Source organism: Reyranella sp. (genome assembly GCF_965279465.1).
GTDB lineage: Bacteria > Pseudomonadota > Alphaproteobacteria > Reyranellales > Reyranellaceae > Reyranella.
Genome location: NZ_OZ257242.1, coordinates 1,881,014 through 1,899,079, shown reverse-complemented (window position 1 = coordinate 1,899,079; position 18,066 = coordinate 1,881,014). Strand labels below are relative to the sequence as shown.

20 protein-coding genes are annotated in these 18,066 nt (G+C 65.1%); 9 read left to right on the top strand and 11 right to left on the bottom strand.

The window, feature by feature from the left end; translation table 11 throughout:
- Positions 1 to 4: 4 nt before the first annotated feature.
- Together ACQY8M_RS09300 and ACQY8M_RS09295 are read right to left on the bottom strand one after the other, a co-directional pair.
- Positions 5 to 1,237, bottom strand: a complete 1,233-nt coding sequence (locus ACQY8M_RS09300) for an MFS transporter (RefSeq protein WP_428671119.1) — start codon at positions 1,235 to 1,237, stop codon at positions 5 to 7.
- A complete protein-coding gene (locus ACQY8M_RS09295) occupies positions 1,234 to 3,465 on the bottom strand; it encodes an arylsulfatase (RefSeq protein ID WP_428671117.1) in 2,232 nt (743 codons plus the stop codon). Before ACQY8M_RS09295 ends, ACQY8M_RS09300 begins: the two co-directional genes overlap by 4 nt.
- 86 nt (positions 3,466 to 3,551) lie before the next feature.
- Between ACQY8M_RS09295 and ACQY8M_RS09290 the strand changes: the two genes are divergently transcribed.
- The gene (locus tag ACQY8M_RS09290; RefSeq protein ID WP_428671115.1) at positions 3,552 to 4,316 is read left to right on the top strand and encodes an alpha/beta fold hydrolase; all 765 of its coding nucleotides are present in this window, start codon (positions 3,552 to 3,554) and stop codon (positions 4,314 to 4,316) included.
- Positions 4,317 to 4,322: 6 nt separating this feature from the next.
- Entirely contained in the window at positions 4,323 to 5,039 is a 717-nt protein-coding gene (locus ACQY8M_RS09285; RefSeq protein WP_428671113.1) for a DNA-3-methyladenine glycosylase I, read from the top strand.
- Between the two features lie 203 nt (positions 5,040 to 5,242).
- Here ACQY8M_RS09285 and ACQY8M_RS09280 read toward each other — a convergent pair whose 3' ends face one another.
- The 7 genes from ACQY8M_RS09280 to ACQY8M_RS09250 are packed head-to-tail and all read right to left on the bottom strand — an operon-like array spanning position 5,243 to position 10,005.
- A complete protein-coding gene (locus ACQY8M_RS09280) occupies positions 5,243 to 5,842 on the bottom strand; it encodes a hypothetical protein (protein ID WP_428671111.1) in 600 nt (199 codons plus the stop codon).
- 31 nt (positions 5,843 to 5,873) lie between these two features.
- On the bottom strand, positions 5,874 to 6,452 hold the full coding sequence (locus ACQY8M_RS09275) for a hypothetical protein (protein ID WP_428671109.1): 579 nt from the start codon (positions 6,450 to 6,452) through the stop codon (positions 5,874 to 5,876).
- Between the two features lie 5 nt (positions 6,453 to 6,457).
- Positions 6,458 to 7,714 carry a hypothetical protein gene (locus tag ACQY8M_RS09270; protein WP_428671107.1) on the bottom strand — a complete coding sequence of 419 codons (1,257 nt, stop codon included), beginning with the start codon at positions 7,712 to 7,714 and terminating at the stop codon, positions 6,458 to 6,460.
- A 6-nt stretch (positions 7,715 to 7,720) separates the two neighbouring features.
- Positions 7,721 to 8,176, bottom strand: a complete 456-nt coding sequence (locus ACQY8M_RS09265) for a hypothetical protein (RefSeq protein WP_428671105.1) — start codon at positions 8,174 to 8,176, stop codon at positions 7,721 to 7,723.
- Between the two features lie 36 nt (positions 8,177 to 8,212).
- Positions 8,213 to 8,584: a hypothetical protein gene (locus ACQY8M_RS09260; protein WP_428671103.1), complete on the bottom strand. Its 372-nt coding sequence runs from the start codon at positions 8,582 to 8,584 to the stop codon at positions 8,213 to 8,215.
- Positions 8,585 to 8,637: 53 nt separating this feature from the next.
- Positions 8,638 to 8,994 carry a hypothetical protein gene (locus ACQY8M_RS09255; RefSeq protein ID WP_428671102.1) on the bottom strand — a complete coding sequence of 119 codons (357 nt, stop codon included), beginning with the start codon at positions 8,992 to 8,994 and terminating at the stop codon, positions 8,638 to 8,640.
- 12 nt (positions 8,995 to 9,006) lie between these two features.
- A complete protein-coding gene (locus tag ACQY8M_RS09250) occupies positions 9,007 to 10,005 on the bottom strand; it encodes a hypothetical protein (RefSeq protein WP_428671100.1) in 999 nt (332 codons plus the stop codon).
- Positions 10,006 to 10,511: 506 nt separating this feature from the next.
- On the opposite strand from ACQY8M_RS09250, the gene ACQY8M_RS09245 reads away from it, so the two are divergent.
- Entirely contained in the window at positions 10,512 to 11,252 is a 741-nt protein-coding gene (locus ACQY8M_RS09245) for an aspartate/glutamate racemase family protein (RefSeq protein ID WP_428671098.1), read from the top strand.
- A 9-nt stretch (positions 11,253 to 11,261) separates the two neighbouring features.
- Here the strand turns inward: ACQY8M_RS09245 and ytfE are convergent, their stop codons facing one another.
- Together ytfE and ACQY8M_RS09235 are read right to left on the bottom strand one after the other, a co-directional pair.
- On the bottom strand, positions 11,262 to 11,939 hold the full coding sequence (gene ytfE, locus ACQY8M_RS09240; RefSeq protein WP_428671096.1) for an iron-sulfur cluster repair protein YtfE: 678 nt from the start codon (positions 11,937 to 11,939) through the stop codon (positions 11,262 to 11,264).
- Entirely contained in the window at positions 11,936 to 12,412 is a 477-nt protein-coding gene (locus ACQY8M_RS09235) for a group III truncated hemoglobin (protein ID WP_428671094.1), read from the bottom strand. Before ACQY8M_RS09235 ends, ytfE begins: the two co-directional genes overlap by 4 nt.
- Positions 12,413 to 12,470: 58 nt before the next feature.
- Between ACQY8M_RS09235 and ACQY8M_RS09230 the strand changes: the two genes are divergently transcribed.
- The 6 genes from ACQY8M_RS09230 (at position 12,471) to ACQY8M_RS09205 (ending at position 18,058) form a co-directional block, all read left to right on the top strand.
- The gene (locus ACQY8M_RS09230; RefSeq protein ID WP_428671091.1) at positions 12,471 to 12,896 is read left to right on the top strand and encodes an RrF2 family transcriptional regulator; all 426 of its coding nucleotides are present in this window, start codon (positions 12,471 to 12,473) and stop codon (positions 12,894 to 12,896) included.
- Between the two features lie 390 nt (positions 12,897 to 13,286).
- Positions 13,287 to 14,441, top strand: a complete 1,155-nt coding sequence (locus tag ACQY8M_RS09225) for a hypothetical protein (protein WP_428671089.1) — start codon at positions 13,287 to 13,289, stop codon at positions 14,439 to 14,441.
- Between the two features lie 138 nt (positions 14,442 to 14,579).
- Complete coding sequence (locus ACQY8M_RS09220) at positions 14,580 to 15,410, top strand: fumarylacetoacetate hydrolase family protein (protein WP_428671087.1); 831 nt, start codon at positions 14,580 to 14,582, stop codon at positions 15,408 to 15,410.
- Positions 15,394 to 16,638: an MFS transporter gene (locus ACQY8M_RS09215; RefSeq protein WP_428671084.1), complete on the top strand. Its 1,245-nt coding sequence runs from the start codon at positions 15,394 to 15,396 to the stop codon at positions 16,636 to 16,638. Before ACQY8M_RS09220 ends, ACQY8M_RS09215 begins: the two co-directional genes overlap by 17 nt.
- Positions 16,626 to 17,465 (top strand): NADPH-dependent oxidoreductase, encoded by an 840-nt coding sequence (locus ACQY8M_RS09210; RefSeq protein WP_428671082.1) that lies wholly within the window; start codon positions 16,626 to 16,628, stop codon positions 17,463 to 17,465. Before ACQY8M_RS09215 ends, ACQY8M_RS09210 begins: the two co-directional genes overlap by 13 nt.
- Positions 17,466 to 17,563: 98 nt before the next feature.
- Complete coding sequence (locus ACQY8M_RS09205; RefSeq protein WP_428671080.1) at positions 17,564 to 18,058, top strand: Spy/CpxP family protein refolding chaperone; 495 nt, start codon at positions 17,564 to 17,566, stop codon at positions 18,056 to 18,058.
- Positions 18,059 to 18,066: the final 8 nt, after the last annotated feature.

Genomic DNA, 18,066 nt, shown 5'->3' with positions numbered 1-18,066 from the left:
GATCCTACATCGAAATCGACGCCAATGTCCGCCGCCGTCCGCCGAGATAGAGCAGGCCGAGCAGCATCAGGTTCAGGAGGTTGAAGGCCAGCGCAGCCTGGAACGCGGCCCGATAATTGAGCGTAACGTCGAAGATCGCCCCGCCCAGCCAGCCGCCGACCGCCATGCCGGCCATCGCGAACAGCATCACCACGCCCAGCCGCCACCCCGCGATCGCCGCGCCATAGAGGCGGCGCAGGATCAGGGCGTAGCCCTGGACGATCGCGATGTACGGGATGCCGTGGATCACCGAGAGCGTGTAGATGCCCGACAGGCTTTCGACGAACACGAAGCCGACCAGCGACGTGATCTGGATCAGGGCACAGAGGATGCTGACCCGCAGCGGCCCGATGTGGTCGGACAGCCGGCCCATGGCGAAAGTCGCCGCCACTGCCGTCAGCAGGATCAGCGAGATCGCCTCGGTTCCGCGCGCCGGAGACAGGCCGAGATCGCCGCAGAACGCGACCATGTGCACGAACGGCACCGCCATCGCCGCGCAGCAGCAGAAAGCTGCAGCGCCGAGCAGAACCATGATGACCTTCGACGGCATCGGCAGAGCGGACAGGTCTTCCACCGGCCGCGTGCCCTTGCTGCGCTGCATCGGCGAGGCGCGGACATAGAAGGCGCAGAGGAAAAGCAGCACGCCGGAAACGACGCCGTAGATCACCAGCGATTCGCGCCAGCCGAAGCGCGGCAATAGCCAACTGTAGACCTGCGGCCACGTAACGCCGGAAAGCGCCGGACCCACCGAGATGAGCGATACGGCGGTGCTGCGCCGGCGCTCGAACCAGCCCTGGATGTTGTTCAACGCCGGCGTGAAGGTGGCGGCATTGCCGAGAAAGCCGAGCGGGATCATGTAGCCGAGATAGAGCAGCCACTCGCCGGTGCCGCGCGTAGCGAGCCAGCCGCCCGCCAGGATCGACACGCCGGCAATCAGCAACGGCACGCGCGGGCTGGTGCGGTCCGCCAGCCAACCCATGAATACCCCGCCCAGGCCCATGGCGAAGAAGCCGAGCATGTAGGCCATCGACGGCACCGCGCGGCGGTCGCCGAACTCGGCGGCGATCTCCTTCAGCGCCACAACTGGCAGGTAGAGCGCTCCGCCGCCCAGCACGATGCAGAAGGTCGAGACGAAAGCCAGGCGCCAGGCGTAGGGGCTGTCGACGCCGGGCTGCCGTTCGAGAATTGTCGTCATCATTCGCGCGCGAGCACGGCGTCGGCTGCGGCCTTCGCGTCGAGCATCTGATCGTCGTCCATCACCATCGTGACCTTGCGCAGCCTGCCCGTGAAGCTGAACGGCGCCTCGTAGTGCGAGACGGGGCTTCCGCGATCGCGGCCGACATCGAGGCCCGACCATGAGATGAAGCTGACGAAGCCGTGCGGCTCGTCGAAGCCGCCGGCCGGCTCACCGTCGATCAGCAGGGTCGCGACGTTGCGGCCTTCCTTGCGCCGCATCCGGACGCCAAGCCGGCGATTGCCCGCCGGCACCGGCCGGTCCGATACGGCGATATGGTGCTGGCCGCCGATATTCATGTCGTAGGTCAGCCGGTTGTCCTTGAGGTAGAGCGAGTAGCCGCAGGTCATGTCGCCATGGGCGATCAGCACGCCCTCGGTCGCCGGGCCGTCGATCCGGGCATCGGCCTCGATCGTGTAGGTGCGGCTGCGCACGTCGGGCGCGACGTCGGTCGGCACGTGGCCCATGCCGGCATGGAACACGAACCGCTTGCGCGGGCCGTGGAAGCGCTTCGCATTGTCGGCGAAGCGCGGGGCGAAACGATCGTCGAGCGGCAGCACCTTGTGCGCCTCGGCCTGCTTCCACCATTCGGCGATCATCGCCTTCAGCCGCTCCGGCTCCTTTGCGGCGAGGTCGTCCGTCTCGCTGAAGTCGCGGTCGAGGTGGAACAGCTCCCATTTGTCCTTGTCGAAGCTGGTGCCCATCGGATGGAAGGCCACCGCCTTCCAGCCGTCCATGACGAGGCCGCGATGGCCGAACATCTCGAAATACTGCGGTGTCTTCTTGGAAGGCGCCTGCGGGTTCTTGAGGCTGGGCGCGAAGCTCGTGCCTTCGATCGGCATCTGCTCGATGCCGTTGATCACAGCCGGCGGGGTGACGCCGACGATGTCGAGCAGGGTCGGCGTGAGGTCGCTGGCATGGCAGAACTGGTGGCGCAGCTCGCCCCGCGCGGCGAGGCCCTTGGGCCAAGAGATCACCAGCGGGTCGCGGATGCCGCCGCCATGGGTGTTCTGCTTGTAGCGCCGCAGCGGCGTGTTGGCCGCCATCGCCCAGCCGAGCGGGAAGTTGGAATGGGTGTCCGGGCCACCGATATCGTCGATGCGCGCGATCTTCTCCTCGAGCGTCTCGCGGCGCAGGTTGTAGGGGCCCATCGCATTGACCATGCCGAGCGGCCCGCCCTCCTGGCTGGCGCCATTGTCGGACATCACGATGACCAACGTGTCGTCGAGCTGGCCCGCCTCCTCGAGGAAGCCCATCAGCCGCGCGAGATGCTGATCGGCGTGCTCCAGCATCGCGGCATAGGCCGCCTGCAAACGTGTATAGAGACGCTTCTCGCCGCCGGGCAGTTCCGCCCACGGTTTCACCGCGTCGTTGTGCGGGGGCATGCGGGTGTCCTGCGGGACGATTCCGGTCTTCTTTTGCCGCGCGAGGCGCTGGTCGCGCTCGTTGTCCCAGCCGTTGGCGAACAGCGCGTCGTACTTGGCGATCAGATCGGCCGGCGCCTGGTGCGGCGCATGGCAGGCGCCGAGCGCCACCCAGGTCAGCCACGGGATCCCGGCATCGTCCGCCAGATGGTCGGCAAGGTAGCGGATCGCCTGGTCGACGAGGTCTGCCGTCAGGTGATAGCCGGTCGCGAACGTGCCCGGCGGATCGACCGGCGTGTTGTCGCGCACCAGCTCCGGCGCGTACTGGTCGGTCTCGGCATCCATGAAGCCGTAGAAGCGATCGAAGCCGCGGCCCAGCGGCCAGCCGTCGAACGGCCCGGTCGCGCCCGATTCGGTGAGCGGCGTGACGTGCCACTTGCCCAGCATGTAGTTGCGATAGCCGTGCGGCCGCAGCATCTCGGCCAAGGTCCCGGCCTCCTTCGCGATCTTGCCGCGATAGCCGGGATAGCCCGAATCGAAATTGGCGAGGCAGCCGACGCCGACCGAATGATGATTGCGGCCGGTCAGCAGAGCGGCCCGCGTGGTGGAGCACATCGAGGTCGTGTGGAAGCCGGTGTAGCGCAGACCGCGCTGCGCGATCGCGTCGATCGTCGGCGTCGCGATCGGCGAGCCGTAGCAGCCGAAATCGGAGAAGCCGACATCGTCGAACAGCACGACCAGGATATTGGGGGCGCCTTTCGGGCGCTTGGGCGCAGCGGGCCAGTACGGCTGGGAATCACCCACCGTCTTTCCGATCTTGGCCGTCATTGTCGTTCCTCCAGTTTCCCCACTTGTCCGATACTCGGGGCCCGCAATCAACTTGTGAGCCCTTATGGCTCGGGTTAGGGAAAGTCATGGCTCAGTTCATCTCCGACGGGCTGTCGCTCGCCTACGACGACTTCGGACCCAGGGACGCCCGCAAGGCGGTCGTCCTGGTCCATGGCTTCTCCGCCAACAAATATGAAAACTGGAAGCGCATGGGCTGGTACGACGCCATCGCCGGCAAGGGCATGCGCGGCCTGGCGATCGACAATCGCGGCCACGGCGAGAGCGCCAAGCCGCACGAGCCGGAGAAATACGCCCGCGAGGCGATGGCGCGCGATGTCTTCGCCCTGATGGACCATGCCGGCATCGAGCGCGCCCACCTCGTCGGCTTCTCGATGGGCTCGCACATCGCGCTGACGGCCGCGCTGCTCGACGGCGGCCGCATCGATCACCTCGTGGTGAGCGGCGTCGGCGGAAAGATCTTCGAGCCGGCGCGCGATCCCGACGCCATGGCGCAGGCGATGGAAGCGCCGACACCCGATGCGATCGCCGATCCGATGCTGAGGAGCTTCCGCCACTTCGCCGACGAGCAGAAGGAGGACCGGCTGGCGCTGGCCGCCTGCTCGCGCGGGCCGCGCACGCCCTTCACGCCTGACTCTTTGATGGGTATCCGACGCCCGACCCTGGTGATCGCCGGCATGCGCGACCAGCTCGCCGGCCCGCCGCAGGGGCTGGCCGACGCGATCCCCGGCGCCAAGGCCGTCACGGTGCCGGGCTGCGATCACTTCTCCCTGATCAGCCACGGCCTGTTCAAGGCGAACGTGTTCGACTTCTTCGACGGCTGGCTCGAGTAGCCGGCCGTGGCGACGGTCTCGTTCCAGTCGATCCGCGAGCGCGCGGCCGCGCGCAAGGGCGGCGACAAGGTGCTGGCGAGCCTGCTGCCGAAGAAGCCGAGCAACAAGGCGCTGGCCAAGCTGGGCGACGATCGTGTCCTGTCGGAGATGGCGGCGCGCGTGTTCTCCGCCGGCTTCGTGTGGGACGTGATCGACAAGAAGTGGCCGGGCTTCGAGGAGGCGTTCCTCGGGTTCGATCCCAAGCGGCTCCTGTTCCAGCCCGCCGAGTTCTGGGACAAGCTCGCCTCGGACACGCGCATCGTGCGCAACGCACAGAAGATCCGGTCGGTGCGCGACAATGCGAAGTTCGTGACCGAGATCGCGGCCGAGCATGGCAGCTTCGGCAAGTTCCTCGCCGCCTGGCCGGCCGACGACCAGGCCGGGCTGCTGGACGTGCTCGACAAGCGCGGCTCGCGGCTGGGCGGTTTCAGCGGCCAGTATCTGCTGCGCTTCCTCGGCTGGGACGCGTTCGTCCTGTCGGGCGACGTGCTGCTCTGCCTGCGCGATGCCGGCGTGGCGATCGGCAGCGGCACCTCGAAGAAGGACCTGCGCGCTGCACAGGCCCAGCTCAACGCCTGGGCGAGGGAGAGCGGCCTGCCGATCACCCATGTCTCGCGAATCTGCGCCCTGTCGATCGGCACCAACCACGCCGTGGCACGGCTCAAGGAGATCATGCAGCTATGATCCACTACGACGGCGGCACTCAGAAGCACCGCTGACGCACTCGGCATCTCGATCCACGGTCATCAGGTGTTCGGCCGCAATGGCCACGCGAGCTTCATGAGCCTGGGACTAATATCGTGAGGATCGGAGCGTCAGACTATGCTTACAATTAAGATAGAGTGCGCCCGATCGGCAGGACGGTCCGAGCCTCTTGTGACAGCTCGTCAGATTGCCTCGTAGATGTCGACCAGAATCGCTCCGGATACGTCAGCCATGCGACTGGGGTCGTCGTTAACGCCCAGGAACAACGAGCCTGTCGGCTTCTCCGGCACGGTGAAGACGCACTTGCGGCCAATGGCAAAGACGATGCGCGCCGGAGCCGTCTCCGATGGGTCTGGCCCCTGATCGGCCGTGCTCCCGCCGATGCGCGCGATAAGGGCACCTCGCGGCGCGCTCGGCACGAGGGTCGTTCCGGTGGCAGGCGCCGCAGTTGGTGAAGCAACGGGAGCCGCGGCTGGCAGTGGCGCGACAGGAACGCCCGCCGGGGCAAGGGTCGCGAGCGGCGGCGGCGAGGCCAGTGGCGGATGAACGGGGGCATTGGGCGATTGGGCGGTTCCGTTAAAGTCGCCATCGGCGGTGCAGGGGCTGACGAACCCTTTGGGTGTCCACGTGCCCGTCGCCGCAAGGCCCCGCGCAGGATCGACGACAACCTCGATCTTCATGAGCTTGCTCGAGGTTATCACCTCCAGCGCCAGTGCCCATTGCTGTTGGACCTCGGGCACCCGCAACTCGGAAACAAGCTTACGCCAAACAGGCTGAGTCATCTGGCCACTCCTCCCTCAAGGCTCCCGCGCCTCACCGCTTCGACGACAGCAGGAGCTGCATGCTCGGATCCTGCAGAACGTCCTGGGTCCTGTTCTCGTCGATCTGGAGCACCGGATAACAACCTTCCGCCTCGCTCTTGCCCAACTGACAGACGATTGTGAGAACTGTTGCCGGGACTGGTACCGTGGCCTTTTTGTCCTTGCTGACCAGAACGACTTCAGAACCGACATTGAGCAGCGCCAACATCGGCGAATTGGCCGGCAGCTGGAAGGGTAGCGCGTGCTGCTTTGGCGAAACGTCGAAGGTTGGCCACTCGGCAATTTGTTCGGACAGTTGCGAGCCGACAGCGAGCGACGGCTCGGCCTTTATGTACTTGCCTGCGAACGACGCTGGCGGCACGGTATAGAAGCCCAGCGAGGCTGCGAATTCGTTCTGCCGCCGCACATCGCCAATCGTGACGCGATGATTGTGCTTGAGCTCGCGGGCTGCCACATAGGGGCCCGAGTCGAAGCACCCGAGCATCCATCCCGCGCCGAGCACGACAATGTAAAGCCCCGCGGCAAGTCCGTAAGGACGCTCGCCAAGGAAATCGCGGGACTTCCGAGCCATGGCCCTCATGACGATTTGGGCGGCATATACCGCAGGTCGCGCATCTCATGGAGTGCATGCAACGCATCGATCGTCCCCCACAGTTCGCGTTCCTGCAGGACGGCGTCGGGCTTGGGATAGCCAAGCGACGCCAGCAGGTCGAAGCGGAACAGATCGATCGAGCTGCGTAACAGGTCGTTCAGCGTGCGGTACTGCGCAACGGCGATGCGATACCAGAAGTAGGCAGCGAGCGGACCCAGGACGGCTACACCCATGAAGAGCTCGACCGGCCCCGACGACAGGAACAGCCACAAGCCCCAAATCACGGTCCACAGGAAAGTCAGCGCCGAGCAGGAGACCAGGAAGTCGAGCTGCGTCTTGGCGCCGAGCAGCACGGGGCCGAAATCCTTGTCCTTCTGGACCGGCAGCTGCAGACGCGACCAGAACAGCTCGAAATTGAAGTCGTAGCGCTGGACCGCGTAGTTCTGCACGGTGCGCGCCACGTTGCCCATCCGCGTCGGCGCCAGCGGCAGGGCGCCGAAGTCGAACTGGCCGCGCGTCACCAGCAGGCGATACTGGTTCGTCGCATACTCTTCGGCGTACTCGATGAGGGTGATGAGGAGCGTGTGGACATTATCCAGGTCGCGCCCGTGATCAGGGGGGCCCGCTCGGTTCGCGTTGTTGGCGCGCAAGGCTAGCACCACCAACGTCACCGCCTGTTCGAGCTCCCCTCCGGAGATAGAGCGAGCGCGCCGGCGCAACCCCGCCAACCGATCGACCGCGACCCCACTCTGCTCCGTGCGCCTGTAGCCGTTGGCCGCCTGCGTGTACCCTGCCGTCCTGGCGGTTAGCAGCGACTTCTTCCATTCCTCGGCCTGCGGGCTGCCCGCCGCCGTGGTTCCGAACCGGCCGAGAAGGTCGGCATTTCTCTTTCTCAGGCGCTCGAGCCGCTCGTAGCGCCTCATCTCGGCCGGCACGAAGAACCAGGCGATCCATGATGGCCAGTTCCCGCCTTCCATCACGGACTGGATGGTCGGCAGCAGTGCCGATTCGGCATACGCGGAGAAGACAATGGCGATGAGGACCGCGACGAACACGACCGTTGCAAGCCCCCCGCTCTGCTCGACGATGCCCGACGCCCATTTCTGGAACGGCGCGTTGAACAGGTAGAGCATGAGGGCATTGAAAAACCAGAACGCCAGGACCGGAAGAAAACTGCCGATGAAGAATCGGCTTGGGCTCGCGATCAGGTTCTGCAGATTGGTGAGCAGGCTGGTGAACACGGCGACCTACAGGACGGAAGACCCGCAGACCGGGCATATGGCCGGGTAGGGAAAAGGCTGCGGATGCGGCGCAAATCGATTGGTGCACATCTTCCCGGCCCCTAATTTGAAGGCATAGCCGCCGCCCCTGAGCGCACTGACGGCCTCGCTTCCATAGCCGAGCAGAGCATTGGCCTTGCTCAAGATCGAGGTCGCATTGGTCATGACGGCCGCAGTCGCGTTGAGCCTGTCCGTCACGGCTTTGAGTGCAGCAAGTGCGGCCTCGAGATCGGGACCGTCCGCGACATATTCTGTCGCGGCCGCCAGGATATCGTCCTGCATGCTTGCCATTGCCGCAATGTGCGATTCAAACGCCGGCGACTGCTCCTGGATAGCCATCGCGGCCATGCGTGGGCCATCGAATGCTTCGGCTGCCTTCCTGGCCTGGACAACGACATCAGCCACGGTCACTTCGTTCGCCATGTCTCGGTCTCCTTCCCCGCTCCCCAACGCAGTGATCTATCGGACAGGCGCTCCGCAAACCGGGCAGGTGGCTGGATAGGGACAGCATTTCTGCGAGTGTGGCGTGCTGGGATTGCTGCACATCTTGCCGGCCGCGAGCTTCAAGATCCGGTCGGTGAGATCGGCGATCGACGCCTCGTCACCCAGCCCGGCGATGATATTGGGATCTATCCTGTGCTCGAAGCGCCGGACGCCGACTTTGGGATCCGAAACGATCGTCATGACAAACCTGCCGAACATGTCCTTCTTGATGCCGGCCGCTTCCAGGTTCGAGCCGCTGGGGAGACTTACCACCTCGTCCCGCTCCTTCCCCCCCGCCGCGGTGATGCTGCTGTGGACGATCAGGTGGGCTTGCTCCTCGGTCAACATTCGCGCCTCCACAACGTTCTGCTGGAACGGCAACCTGTGCCGTCAAACGCCCATCACTTCGGCTTGAAGACCGTTTGGATGGCGCCGACGGCATCGGTTCCAAAGCCGAGCAGGGAATTCACCTTGTTCACTATCGCCGTTGCGTTGGTCATGACCTGCGCAGTCTTGTTGAGATTCTCGGTCGCGGTCTTGAGTGCGGAGAGGGCGGCATCGAAGGCCGGATTGTCCAGGATCTGCTGCTCGGCAGCATCCAGGATGTCTGTCTGCTTCGTGCCCATGTCCGCAATGCTTTGCACCAGCTCGGGCGACGGCTGTTGGACGGCGGTGCCCCTCTTGATCGGGCCGTCGAACTCATTGGCCGCCAGCTTCGCCTGGGCAACGACCTCGGCCACGGTAGCAACGTTTGCCATGATTCAGCCTCCTCACTTGCTGTTTGTCGCGGCGGCTTTCGCCGGCGTCGACGCGGCGGCGATCGCCGTCTCGAGGGCCGTCACCTTGTCCTTGAGATCGCCGAGCGCCTGCATCAGGGCGCCGATATCCAACTTGGGGTTGTTGACAGCCTCGACCAGGGCCGCATGTGCGGCAGGCAGCGCTTTGGCGGCGCCTTCGGGATCGCTGAGACGCAGGCCTTCGTACGTCGCCAGCACCGCTCCGAGGTCGGCAAGGCGCGCCTTGTAGGTTTCCGGGCCGAGTCCGGGCCCAAGCTCGGCGCGAATTACGTGGGCGGCGAGGTAGAGCCGGGTGCGTCGTTTGCCGACCAAGCTGGTCAGGTGGACGCTCAACTCGGCGGCGAAGATGTCCATCGGCTTTTCGTTGGTCGGCGCGACGGGCTTGTCGACGCGATTGACCGCATCGCGGAGCGCCTGGAAGCGCTGGATGTCGAGGCTGGTACCGACCAGCCAACCGGCCAGGTTGATGCCGGCCGCGACGATCGGCGCCACGACCGTGCCGGGTCCTGCCGCCGCGCCGACGAACGCCGAAGCCGAGGCCGAAAGTTTGCCGACGGCGGTGGTGAAATCGGTCCTGTCGCTCGCTTTGGTGACCGCCGCCAGCGCGGCGGTATAGTCCTTCAGGCCGGCAAGCATAGCTTTGAGCTTCGGCGGAATCGGAGATGGATCAGCCAGCTCTTCGGGGCTGCCGCCGACCTTATAGGCTGCGCACGGCAGATCCTTGGGGCTCGACCGCACCGTGCCAGGCGTGCAGCTCGGTGACAGGGCCACCGGCCGCTGACGATAGATCAGGTCGAGATTGCGCCCGTTCGTGGTGTCAGAGATCAGCGCCTCGTGACCAGACTTAACCGAATTGGCGAGACCGGTGACGCTCTTGTCTAGGTCGCCGATTTGACTGGAATAGCCGTACGGCGAGCAGCCCCAGAGGGCGGCAAGCATCGCCGTAAGAAGGATTGCCCTAACAATATCCATGAAGCCCCCGCCTCAACTTTTGTTATTCTCTCGTTAGTTGCATTCTTTGTCAAGCAACAACCTATTAGAACCTATCAGCCGTGGCTCGAGAGTAGCCAAAGAGAGCTTCGTGATTGAGGCGGACAATCACATAACCACTGTGAGTAATCGCCCCTAGTGCGTGTCTCCCGCGTAAGTCTCTAGCGTGAAGAGTGCGATCAGTACATTCAATGCGATGGTAGCTTCGGGCAAAAAGTAGCCCGCTTGAGACCTACACCCTTGGCCGGCGCATCTCACACTTCGCGCGTACGTTCGCACCACTCAGGCGGTATAGGTATCGCTTTTCCAACAAGAATTGTATTGCGGCGACGAGCAATTGCCCAACAGATGCATTCATCTATACGATTCATTTACATTCACGAATGGCCCACAGAGGCCGAAGAAGCGGCACGCAGAGGGTACGAACCCTCCTCCGCCGTACTCGCCAACCAAATAGGAGGCGCCACTGGAGTGGCGCGGTCCCAGCCATGACCGAAATCCTTCTCATCAATCCCAACACGACCACGTCGATCACCGACCTCGTACTGAAGACGGCCAAGACCTTCGCCTCGGGAGGCACCACGCTGCGTGCCGTGTCGGGCGCGTTCGGGCCGCGCTACATCGCCTCGCGTGTCGGCTACGCGATCGCCAGTCACGCGGCGGTCGACGCATTGGCAAACGACGAAGGCCACAAGGACGCCGTCGTACTCGCCTGCTTCGGTGATCCCGGCCTCGCGGCGCTGAAGGAGATCAGCCCGGTGCCGGTGGTCGGCATGGCCGACGCGTCGATCCTGCAGGCCTGTGCGCTCGGCGGGCGCTTCTCGATCGTAACCGGCGGCGAGCGCTGGCAGTCGATGCTCGAGGACTTCGTTGCCGGCATGGGTCTCTCCTCCCGGCTGGCCTCGGTGCGCACCGTGGCGCCGACCGGCGCGGATATCGCGCGCGATCCGGAGGCTGCGATGGCGCTGCTCGCCGCTGGTTGCCAGGCCTGCGTGACGGAGGATCGCGCCGACGTCGTGATCCTGGGCGGCGCCGGCCTCGCCGGTCTCGCAGCCAAGCTCGCGAGCAAGGTCGAGGTCCCGCTGCTCGACGGCGTCGCCTGCGCAATCTCCATGGCCGAGAGCCTCGCCGCGCAAAAGCCTGCCAAGGCCCGAACCGGCCAACTGTCGAAGGCGGCGCCTGTCGACAGCATTGGCCTGTCCAAGGCGCTCGCGAAGCTGATTGCCTGAAGCTGCCCTTCAGGTCGAGAAGCGCGGGAACAGTACGTTGTTCTCGAGGTGGATGTGCTGCATCAGGTCCTCGTTGAGCTTGGCGAGGCCGGCATAGAGCGCTTGCCACGTCCGGCAGGCACCGGGCGGGAGGGTGATACCGTTGGTGAGCGCATCGAGCTCGCGGAGATGCTCGCCGTGGTCGTCGTGCTCGTGGCGCATGCAGGCAATCGGCGCGTCGAGCCGGACACCGCCGCCCTGCAGCCTCATGGCCGGGAACAGGATCAGCTCTTCCTTGCACATGTGCTGCTCCAGCTCCGATGCCATCCGCTCCAGCAAGGCAGCGAGGCCGGCCGGCACGCCCGCCTTTCCGGCATGGACCTTCTCCACCTGCTGGGCGAGCCGGATCAGTTCCGGCAACTCGCGCCGATGAGTCTCGTGGTAGTGCGCGACGATGTGATCGATCAGTGCCGTAGTCGCCGTCGGCACCGCCTCGCCGTCGCTGGCGCAGCCGAGCGCGGACAGAGCCCGCTCGACCTCCGCCACGTCGACCCCACGCTGTCGCGCCGAGTCCTCCAGCGCCACGTTCCCCTTGCAGCAGAAGTCCATCCCGAACCGGCGGAAAACATCGGTGGCGCCCGGCAAAGCGGCGGCGATCTCGCCGACTGTGGCGTGGCGGGCAAACAGATCGTTGGCAGGCGTGGTCATGACAGGTCTCCTTGCTGGACAGGACTGGTGGTGCGGCGATGGAAGCGTTGTCCCCGGGCCGGCAGGGCGCCGGCGTGGACCGCGATGCCGAGCTCGAAACTGCGGGCGATGCGCCGCGCGCGCTCGATGACATGGGCCGCCGCGTCGGGCGCGCAGGTCTTCGTCGCCGCCGCTTCGAACAGCGCGAGCCAGCGGTCGAAATGCTCGGCATCGACCGGCAGGGCGATGTGCCTGGCCATCGGATTGCCGTGATAGGTGCCCGACATCATCGCCACCGACGACCAGAAGCGGCACATCCGCTCGAGATGCTCGTCCCAATCGGCGATCTTCGAAGCGAATATCGGTCCAAGAAGCGCGTCCTGGCGCACCTCGGCATAGAAGCCGTGCACGAGACGGTGGATCGCCGCCTCGTCGAGGCCGAGGCGGGCCATGGATTGGGCGTGCACCTCGGCGAAATTCGAAGTAGTATTCATAATGTCTATTTAGGGCTGCCAAAGTGGTATTCACAATGCCTGATTGGACGGAGTGACAATGCGCCTCACGGCGTTCACCGATTTCGGGCTGCGCGCCCTGATGCGCCTCGCCGGCGAGCCCGACCGCTCGTTCACGACCGACGAGATCGCAAGCGAGTTCGCCATTTCGCGCCATCACCTGGTCAAGGTCGTGCGCCGGCTGGCGGAAGCGGGCTATGTGCGGACCCAACGCGGCGCGGGCGGCGGCTTCGCGCTCGCGCGACCGGCAGGCGCGATCACCCTGGGCGAGGTCGTGCGCGACCTGGAGGAGGACCAGCCTCTCGTCGAGTGCTTTCGCGCCGATGGCGGCAGCTGCGTGCTCACCCCGCGCTGCCGCCTCAAGAAGAAGCTGGCGGCGGCGCGCGAAGCGTTCCTGAAGGAACTCGACGCCACGTCTCTCGCCGATTGCGCCTATTCGCCCCCTCCGCGCCGGACGCTTGCCTGACGGCCGAGAACAGCCCATGACCGCCGGGTATTCGGAACCCCGTCAGGGGCGTGCACTATGAGTTACAGGACAAAGTAATTGCATGCGCGTGCAGTGAGGACCACTCCCAGCCGCGCACATGCAGATCGAGTGTGGCTGAGAATGTTCCCGCAATAGGGAAACCTCGAGATGAGGAGACCGAAATGGCATGCCATCTTTGAATGTGTCACGGTGCGCGTCACATCGATCAACCGACGGAGCGATCTGTCGATACGCTCTCGCCGATGTCGTCTTCGAGGACCGCTGGAGGCAGGCCGTACCAGGGTCCGCAATGCCGGCAAGAAGCCGAACAAGACTAGTGTGACGGAAAAGAGAGACTGAGGAAGCTGAGACACCACGAAGGGATCCCCGATGTTCCTCTCACCGCCAGCATTGCATCCGCCGCTGATCACCACCGACCAGGACAACGACCTCGTGCGCAGCAAGATTGCAGCCCTCACCGCAGGCCAGCCGAAGAGAGCGGGCAGACCCATCGCGGCCGGGGCGTCGTTCTCGATTGCGCTCACCACCTTGTCGAAATCGGGAAACTTCGACTCCTATATCGATGTGCAATTCCCCAACCAGAGCGGCAATCCGATCACGGCGTCGCTGCTGGTGGACTCCGGCAACAACAACATGATCATTCCCAACGGCGATGAGCTGGTTGGTGTGCCGGGATACACCATCCTCGGGACGGCGCTGTCGCCGTTTACGAGTTGCCCGGCGAACGTCGTGCAAGGCCCACTGCAGATTGTTGCAACCGATGGTGGGGTCTATCAGATAGATAATTGCGTGTTCTATGCCTGCACACCCAAGAGCAAGAAGGATACGCCGGAGAGCAATTTCGGCATGGGAAGAATCCATCCGTGGGGTTCGTCGCACCCTTGGAACAAGCCCCTGCCTAACGTTGTCCTGCAGAGCCCGCTTTCCTACGGAACCGACTACCGATACGCCGAGATCATCTTCGAGGAGGCAGCGACGATGCTCTCGAGCACGGCGGACATCCTGGTGCGCCGAGGGTCGAGGCTCGTGATGCATACCGCCCTGCCGCCCGGCTACACGTTGCTCAGCACCATCCCCCATAAGGCATGGATGTCGGTCGTGCCGACCTCGTTTGGGATTGGCGGCACGCCGACAGGCTGGCCGGGCACCGTCTCCCCGCTGATTGCGATGATCGACACCGGTGGCGGACCCGTCATCCTGAGCGACCCGGACGGTTATGTCTGGCCCAAGACGTGGCCCGATCCGGTTGCCTGTCCGAGCTGGACCGGCAGCTCGAAGAACTGCAACTGCATCAGCGATCCCCTGCAGATCAGCCTCGCGGCGGCGAGCGGCTCCGGAACCTATGCCTACACGATCGACACCAGCGCTCTGCCGCCGCAACGCCTCACCGCCGTGGCGTGCGAGAAGGCCTTCTACCTGGAGGGTGAGCAGGGCATGAATGTCGGCGGCATCACCTTCTTGTTCAATCGGCTCCTGATCGACTATGCGGGCACCCGGATCGGGCTGGCGCCAAAGATGTCCTGAGCGGCAGGTTTGCCGGTCTGCGGTCATACTCCTAGCGGTATGCTCCATTGCGCTCGTTCGTCTCTTCCTCGGCAGGCGCTTATCTGACGGCGGATCGGCGCATGACAACATGCGGGCACTGAGAGTATTGCTTTTTACATGCGGTTGGTCAGTTTTCGCCATGCGGACACTTCGAAGTTCGGCGTGTTCGTCGACGGTGGCATCGTCGATCTCAGCGCGCGCTGGCCGAGCCTGCGCGACGCCATTGCGGGCAAGGGGCTGGCCGACGCCGCCGCGGCGACGCGGAATGCGGCGGCCGACTTCAGGCTCGACGAGGTCGAACTGCTGCCGGTGATTCCGAACCCGGACAAGATCCTGTGCGTCGGCCTCAACTATGCGAGCCATGTCGGCGAGGTCGGGCGCGCGCTGCCCACCGTGCCCAGCATCTTCGCGCGCCTGCACAACACGCTCGTGCCGCACGGCGGCAACATCATCCGGCCGTCCGCCTCGACCAATTTCGATTTCGAGGGCGAGCTCGCGATCGTGATCGGCGAGCGCTGCCGGCATGTACCGCGCGCCAGCGCGCTGTCGGTGATCGCGGGATACACCTGCTTCCTCGATGTCAGTGTGCGCGACTTCCAGAAACATTCGGTGACCGCGGGCAAGAACTTCCCCGGCACCGGGCCGCTCGGCCCCTGGATGGTCACGACCGACGTCATCCCCGATCCGCAGGCGCTGACGCTGGTGACCCGCCTCAACGGCGCCGAGGTCCAGCGCGACACGACCGATCACATGATCTTCGATGTCGCCACCATCATCGAATATGTCTCGACCTTCACGGTGCTGGAGCCGGGCGACATCATTGCTACCGGCACGCCCGACGGCGTCGGCCTGGGACGCAAGCCGCCGCTGTGGATGAAGGGCGGCGACAAGCTCGAGGTCGAGATCTCCGGAATCGGGACTTTGCAGGTCAATGTCGTCGACGAGTGAACCGCTCCACGCCGCGGCCGACGCCAACTGGCTCCGCGATGCCAAGGTCATCTCGATCGTGGCGGTCGCGCACTTCGTCAGCCACGTCTACATCATGCTGCTCCCACCGATCTTCCTTCTGGTGAAGGATCATTTCGGCGTCGGCTACACCGAGATCGCGCTCGCGCTCACCGCCTACAACGTCATGTCGGCGCTGCTGCAGACTCCGGCCGGCTTCCTCGTCGACCGTATCGGCGCGCGGGTCATGCTGACCGGCGGACTCATCCTGAGCGGCGTCGCGATCTGCGTCGCGGCCCTGCTGCCGGGCTACTGGTTCTTCCTGATCGGCTACGCGCTGCTCGGCATCGCCAACACCGTCTATCACCCGGCCGACTATTCGATCCTGTCGGCCACGGTGGACGGCAAGCGCATCGGCAAGGCGTTCTCGATCCATACCTTCGCGGGCTATCTCGGCAGCGGCGTGACGCCTGCCCTGGTCATCGCCGCGGTGGCCTTGTGGGGCTGGAACGGCGGCTTCATCTGCGCAGCGATCCTGTCCTTTGCCGCGGCGCTGCTGCTGCTGGTGGCCGGCAGCGTGCTGCCGCGCGCGCCGCGCAAGGCCGCGCCCGGCGCGGGCAAGCCGGGCGACGCCAAGGTCGGATGGGACCTCCTGCTCAGCGGCCCGATCCTGCGCAACCTGCTGTTCTTCTTCTGCCTCGCCATGGCCAATGGCGGCATCCAGACCTTCGCGGTGGTGTCGCTGGGCGCGATCCACGGCACCTCGGCGGAGGTTGCCAACATCGGCCTGTCGGGCTTCCTGCTGTTCAGCGCAGCCGGCGTGCTGCTCGGCGGGATCGTCGCCGACCGCACGCCGCATCACGAGAGGGTCGCGGCGGTGGGCTTCGCCTGCACCTCGACCATGGCGGTGCTGCTCGGCTGGGTCGACATGCCGGCCGCCGTGCTGATCTTCGTGATGTCGCTGGGCGGCCTGCTGAACGGCATGATCCAGCCGTCGCGCGACATGATGGTGCGCGCCGTCACGCCGCCCGGCTCGTTCGGCAAGGTGTTCGGCTTCGTCACCACCGGCTTCAACCTCGGCGGCATGGTCGCGCCGCTGATCTATGCCTGGCTGATGGACCACGGCCAGCCGCGGACGATCTATGCCATCGTCGTGGTATTCATCTTGCTGGCAATGGTAACGGCCATGACACGCCGCAAACCCGAAGGTACTCCGACATGGACTCGATAACCCCCGCCACCTCTTCCCAGAAGGAGGCGCTGGTCCGCCGCTATGGCGCCGCCTCGGTGCCGCCCGCCGGGCCGTGGAACGAGGTGATCGCCACGATGCTCGATCACCGGTCGGTGCGCGGCTACAAGCCCGATCCCGTCCCGCCCGGCACACTCGAGACGATGATCGCCGCGGCCCAGTCGGCCGCCACCAGCTCGAACATGCAGTGGACCTCGGTCGTCGCCATCACCGACCCCGAAAAGAAGAAGAAGCTGGCCGAGTGGGCCGGCAACCAGAAGCACATCGAGCAGTGCCCGCTCTATCTGTGCTGGGTCACCGACATGGCTCGCAATGCCGCGATCTCCAGGTCCGAGAAGGTCGAGTTCGAGACCATGCCCTGGCTCGAGACTTTCCTGGTCGCCAGCGTCGATGTCGCCCTCGCCGCGCAGAACGCCGTGGTGGCGGCCGAGTCGATGGGGCTCAGCACGGTCTATATCGGCGCCATGCGCAACGAGCCGGAGAAGGTCGCCGACCTGCTCGGCCTGCCGCCGCAATGCTTCGTCCTGTTCGGCCTGTGCGTCGGCTATGCGACCGAGCAAGCGATAGGCGAGGTCAAGCCGCGCATGCCGCAGGCGATGATGCTGCACCACGAGCGCTACGATGCCTCGAATGCCGACGCCCATCGCCAGGCGCACGATGCCGAGATGATGCAATTCTCGGCCCGGCAGGAAATGCAGGCCGGGACCTGGACCCAGCGTGTCCTGAACCGGCTGGGGCCCATCAAGTCGATGAACGGTCGCGAGCGGCTGCGGGAAGCGCTCAATCGCATGGGCTTCGGGATTCGCTGACGAAGGGGAACCCTCGAGGGCACGAGGTCGTTTGAATCCTACAGCCGCTGTCGTCCACCCGCGACAGCGGCCATTTCCGTTTGGAAAAGGAATTCAAAATGACCTCGTCCTCGAAGCACGTGGGCCGCTCGCTCGCGCTCGCAACCCTGGTCGGCGCATCCCTGACGCTGGGACTGCTCGGCCAGGCATCGGCCCAGACTGCCGCCACCCCGAAGGACGGCGGCAAGCCGCCGGCGGCCACTGCCGCGACCTCGAGCAAGCCCGAGACGGTCGAGCAGCGCATCTCGACGTTGAAGACCGCCCTCAAGATCACGCCGGACCAGGAGAGCAAATGGGACGGCGTCGCCAAGGCGATGCGCGAGAACGCCGCTTCGATGGAAAAGCTCGTCCAGGAGAAGCAAGGCAAGATGGCAAACATGAACGCCGTCGACGATCTCAAGACCTACCAGGAGTTCAGCCAGGCCAATCTCGACGGGCTGAAGAACCTGAGCGCGGCGTTCAAGACGCTGTACGACTCCATGCCCGCCGACCAGAAGAAGAATGCCGACGGCGTGTTCGACAGCTTCGGCCCGAAGCCCGCTCAGCGCGGCTAGGGGGACGC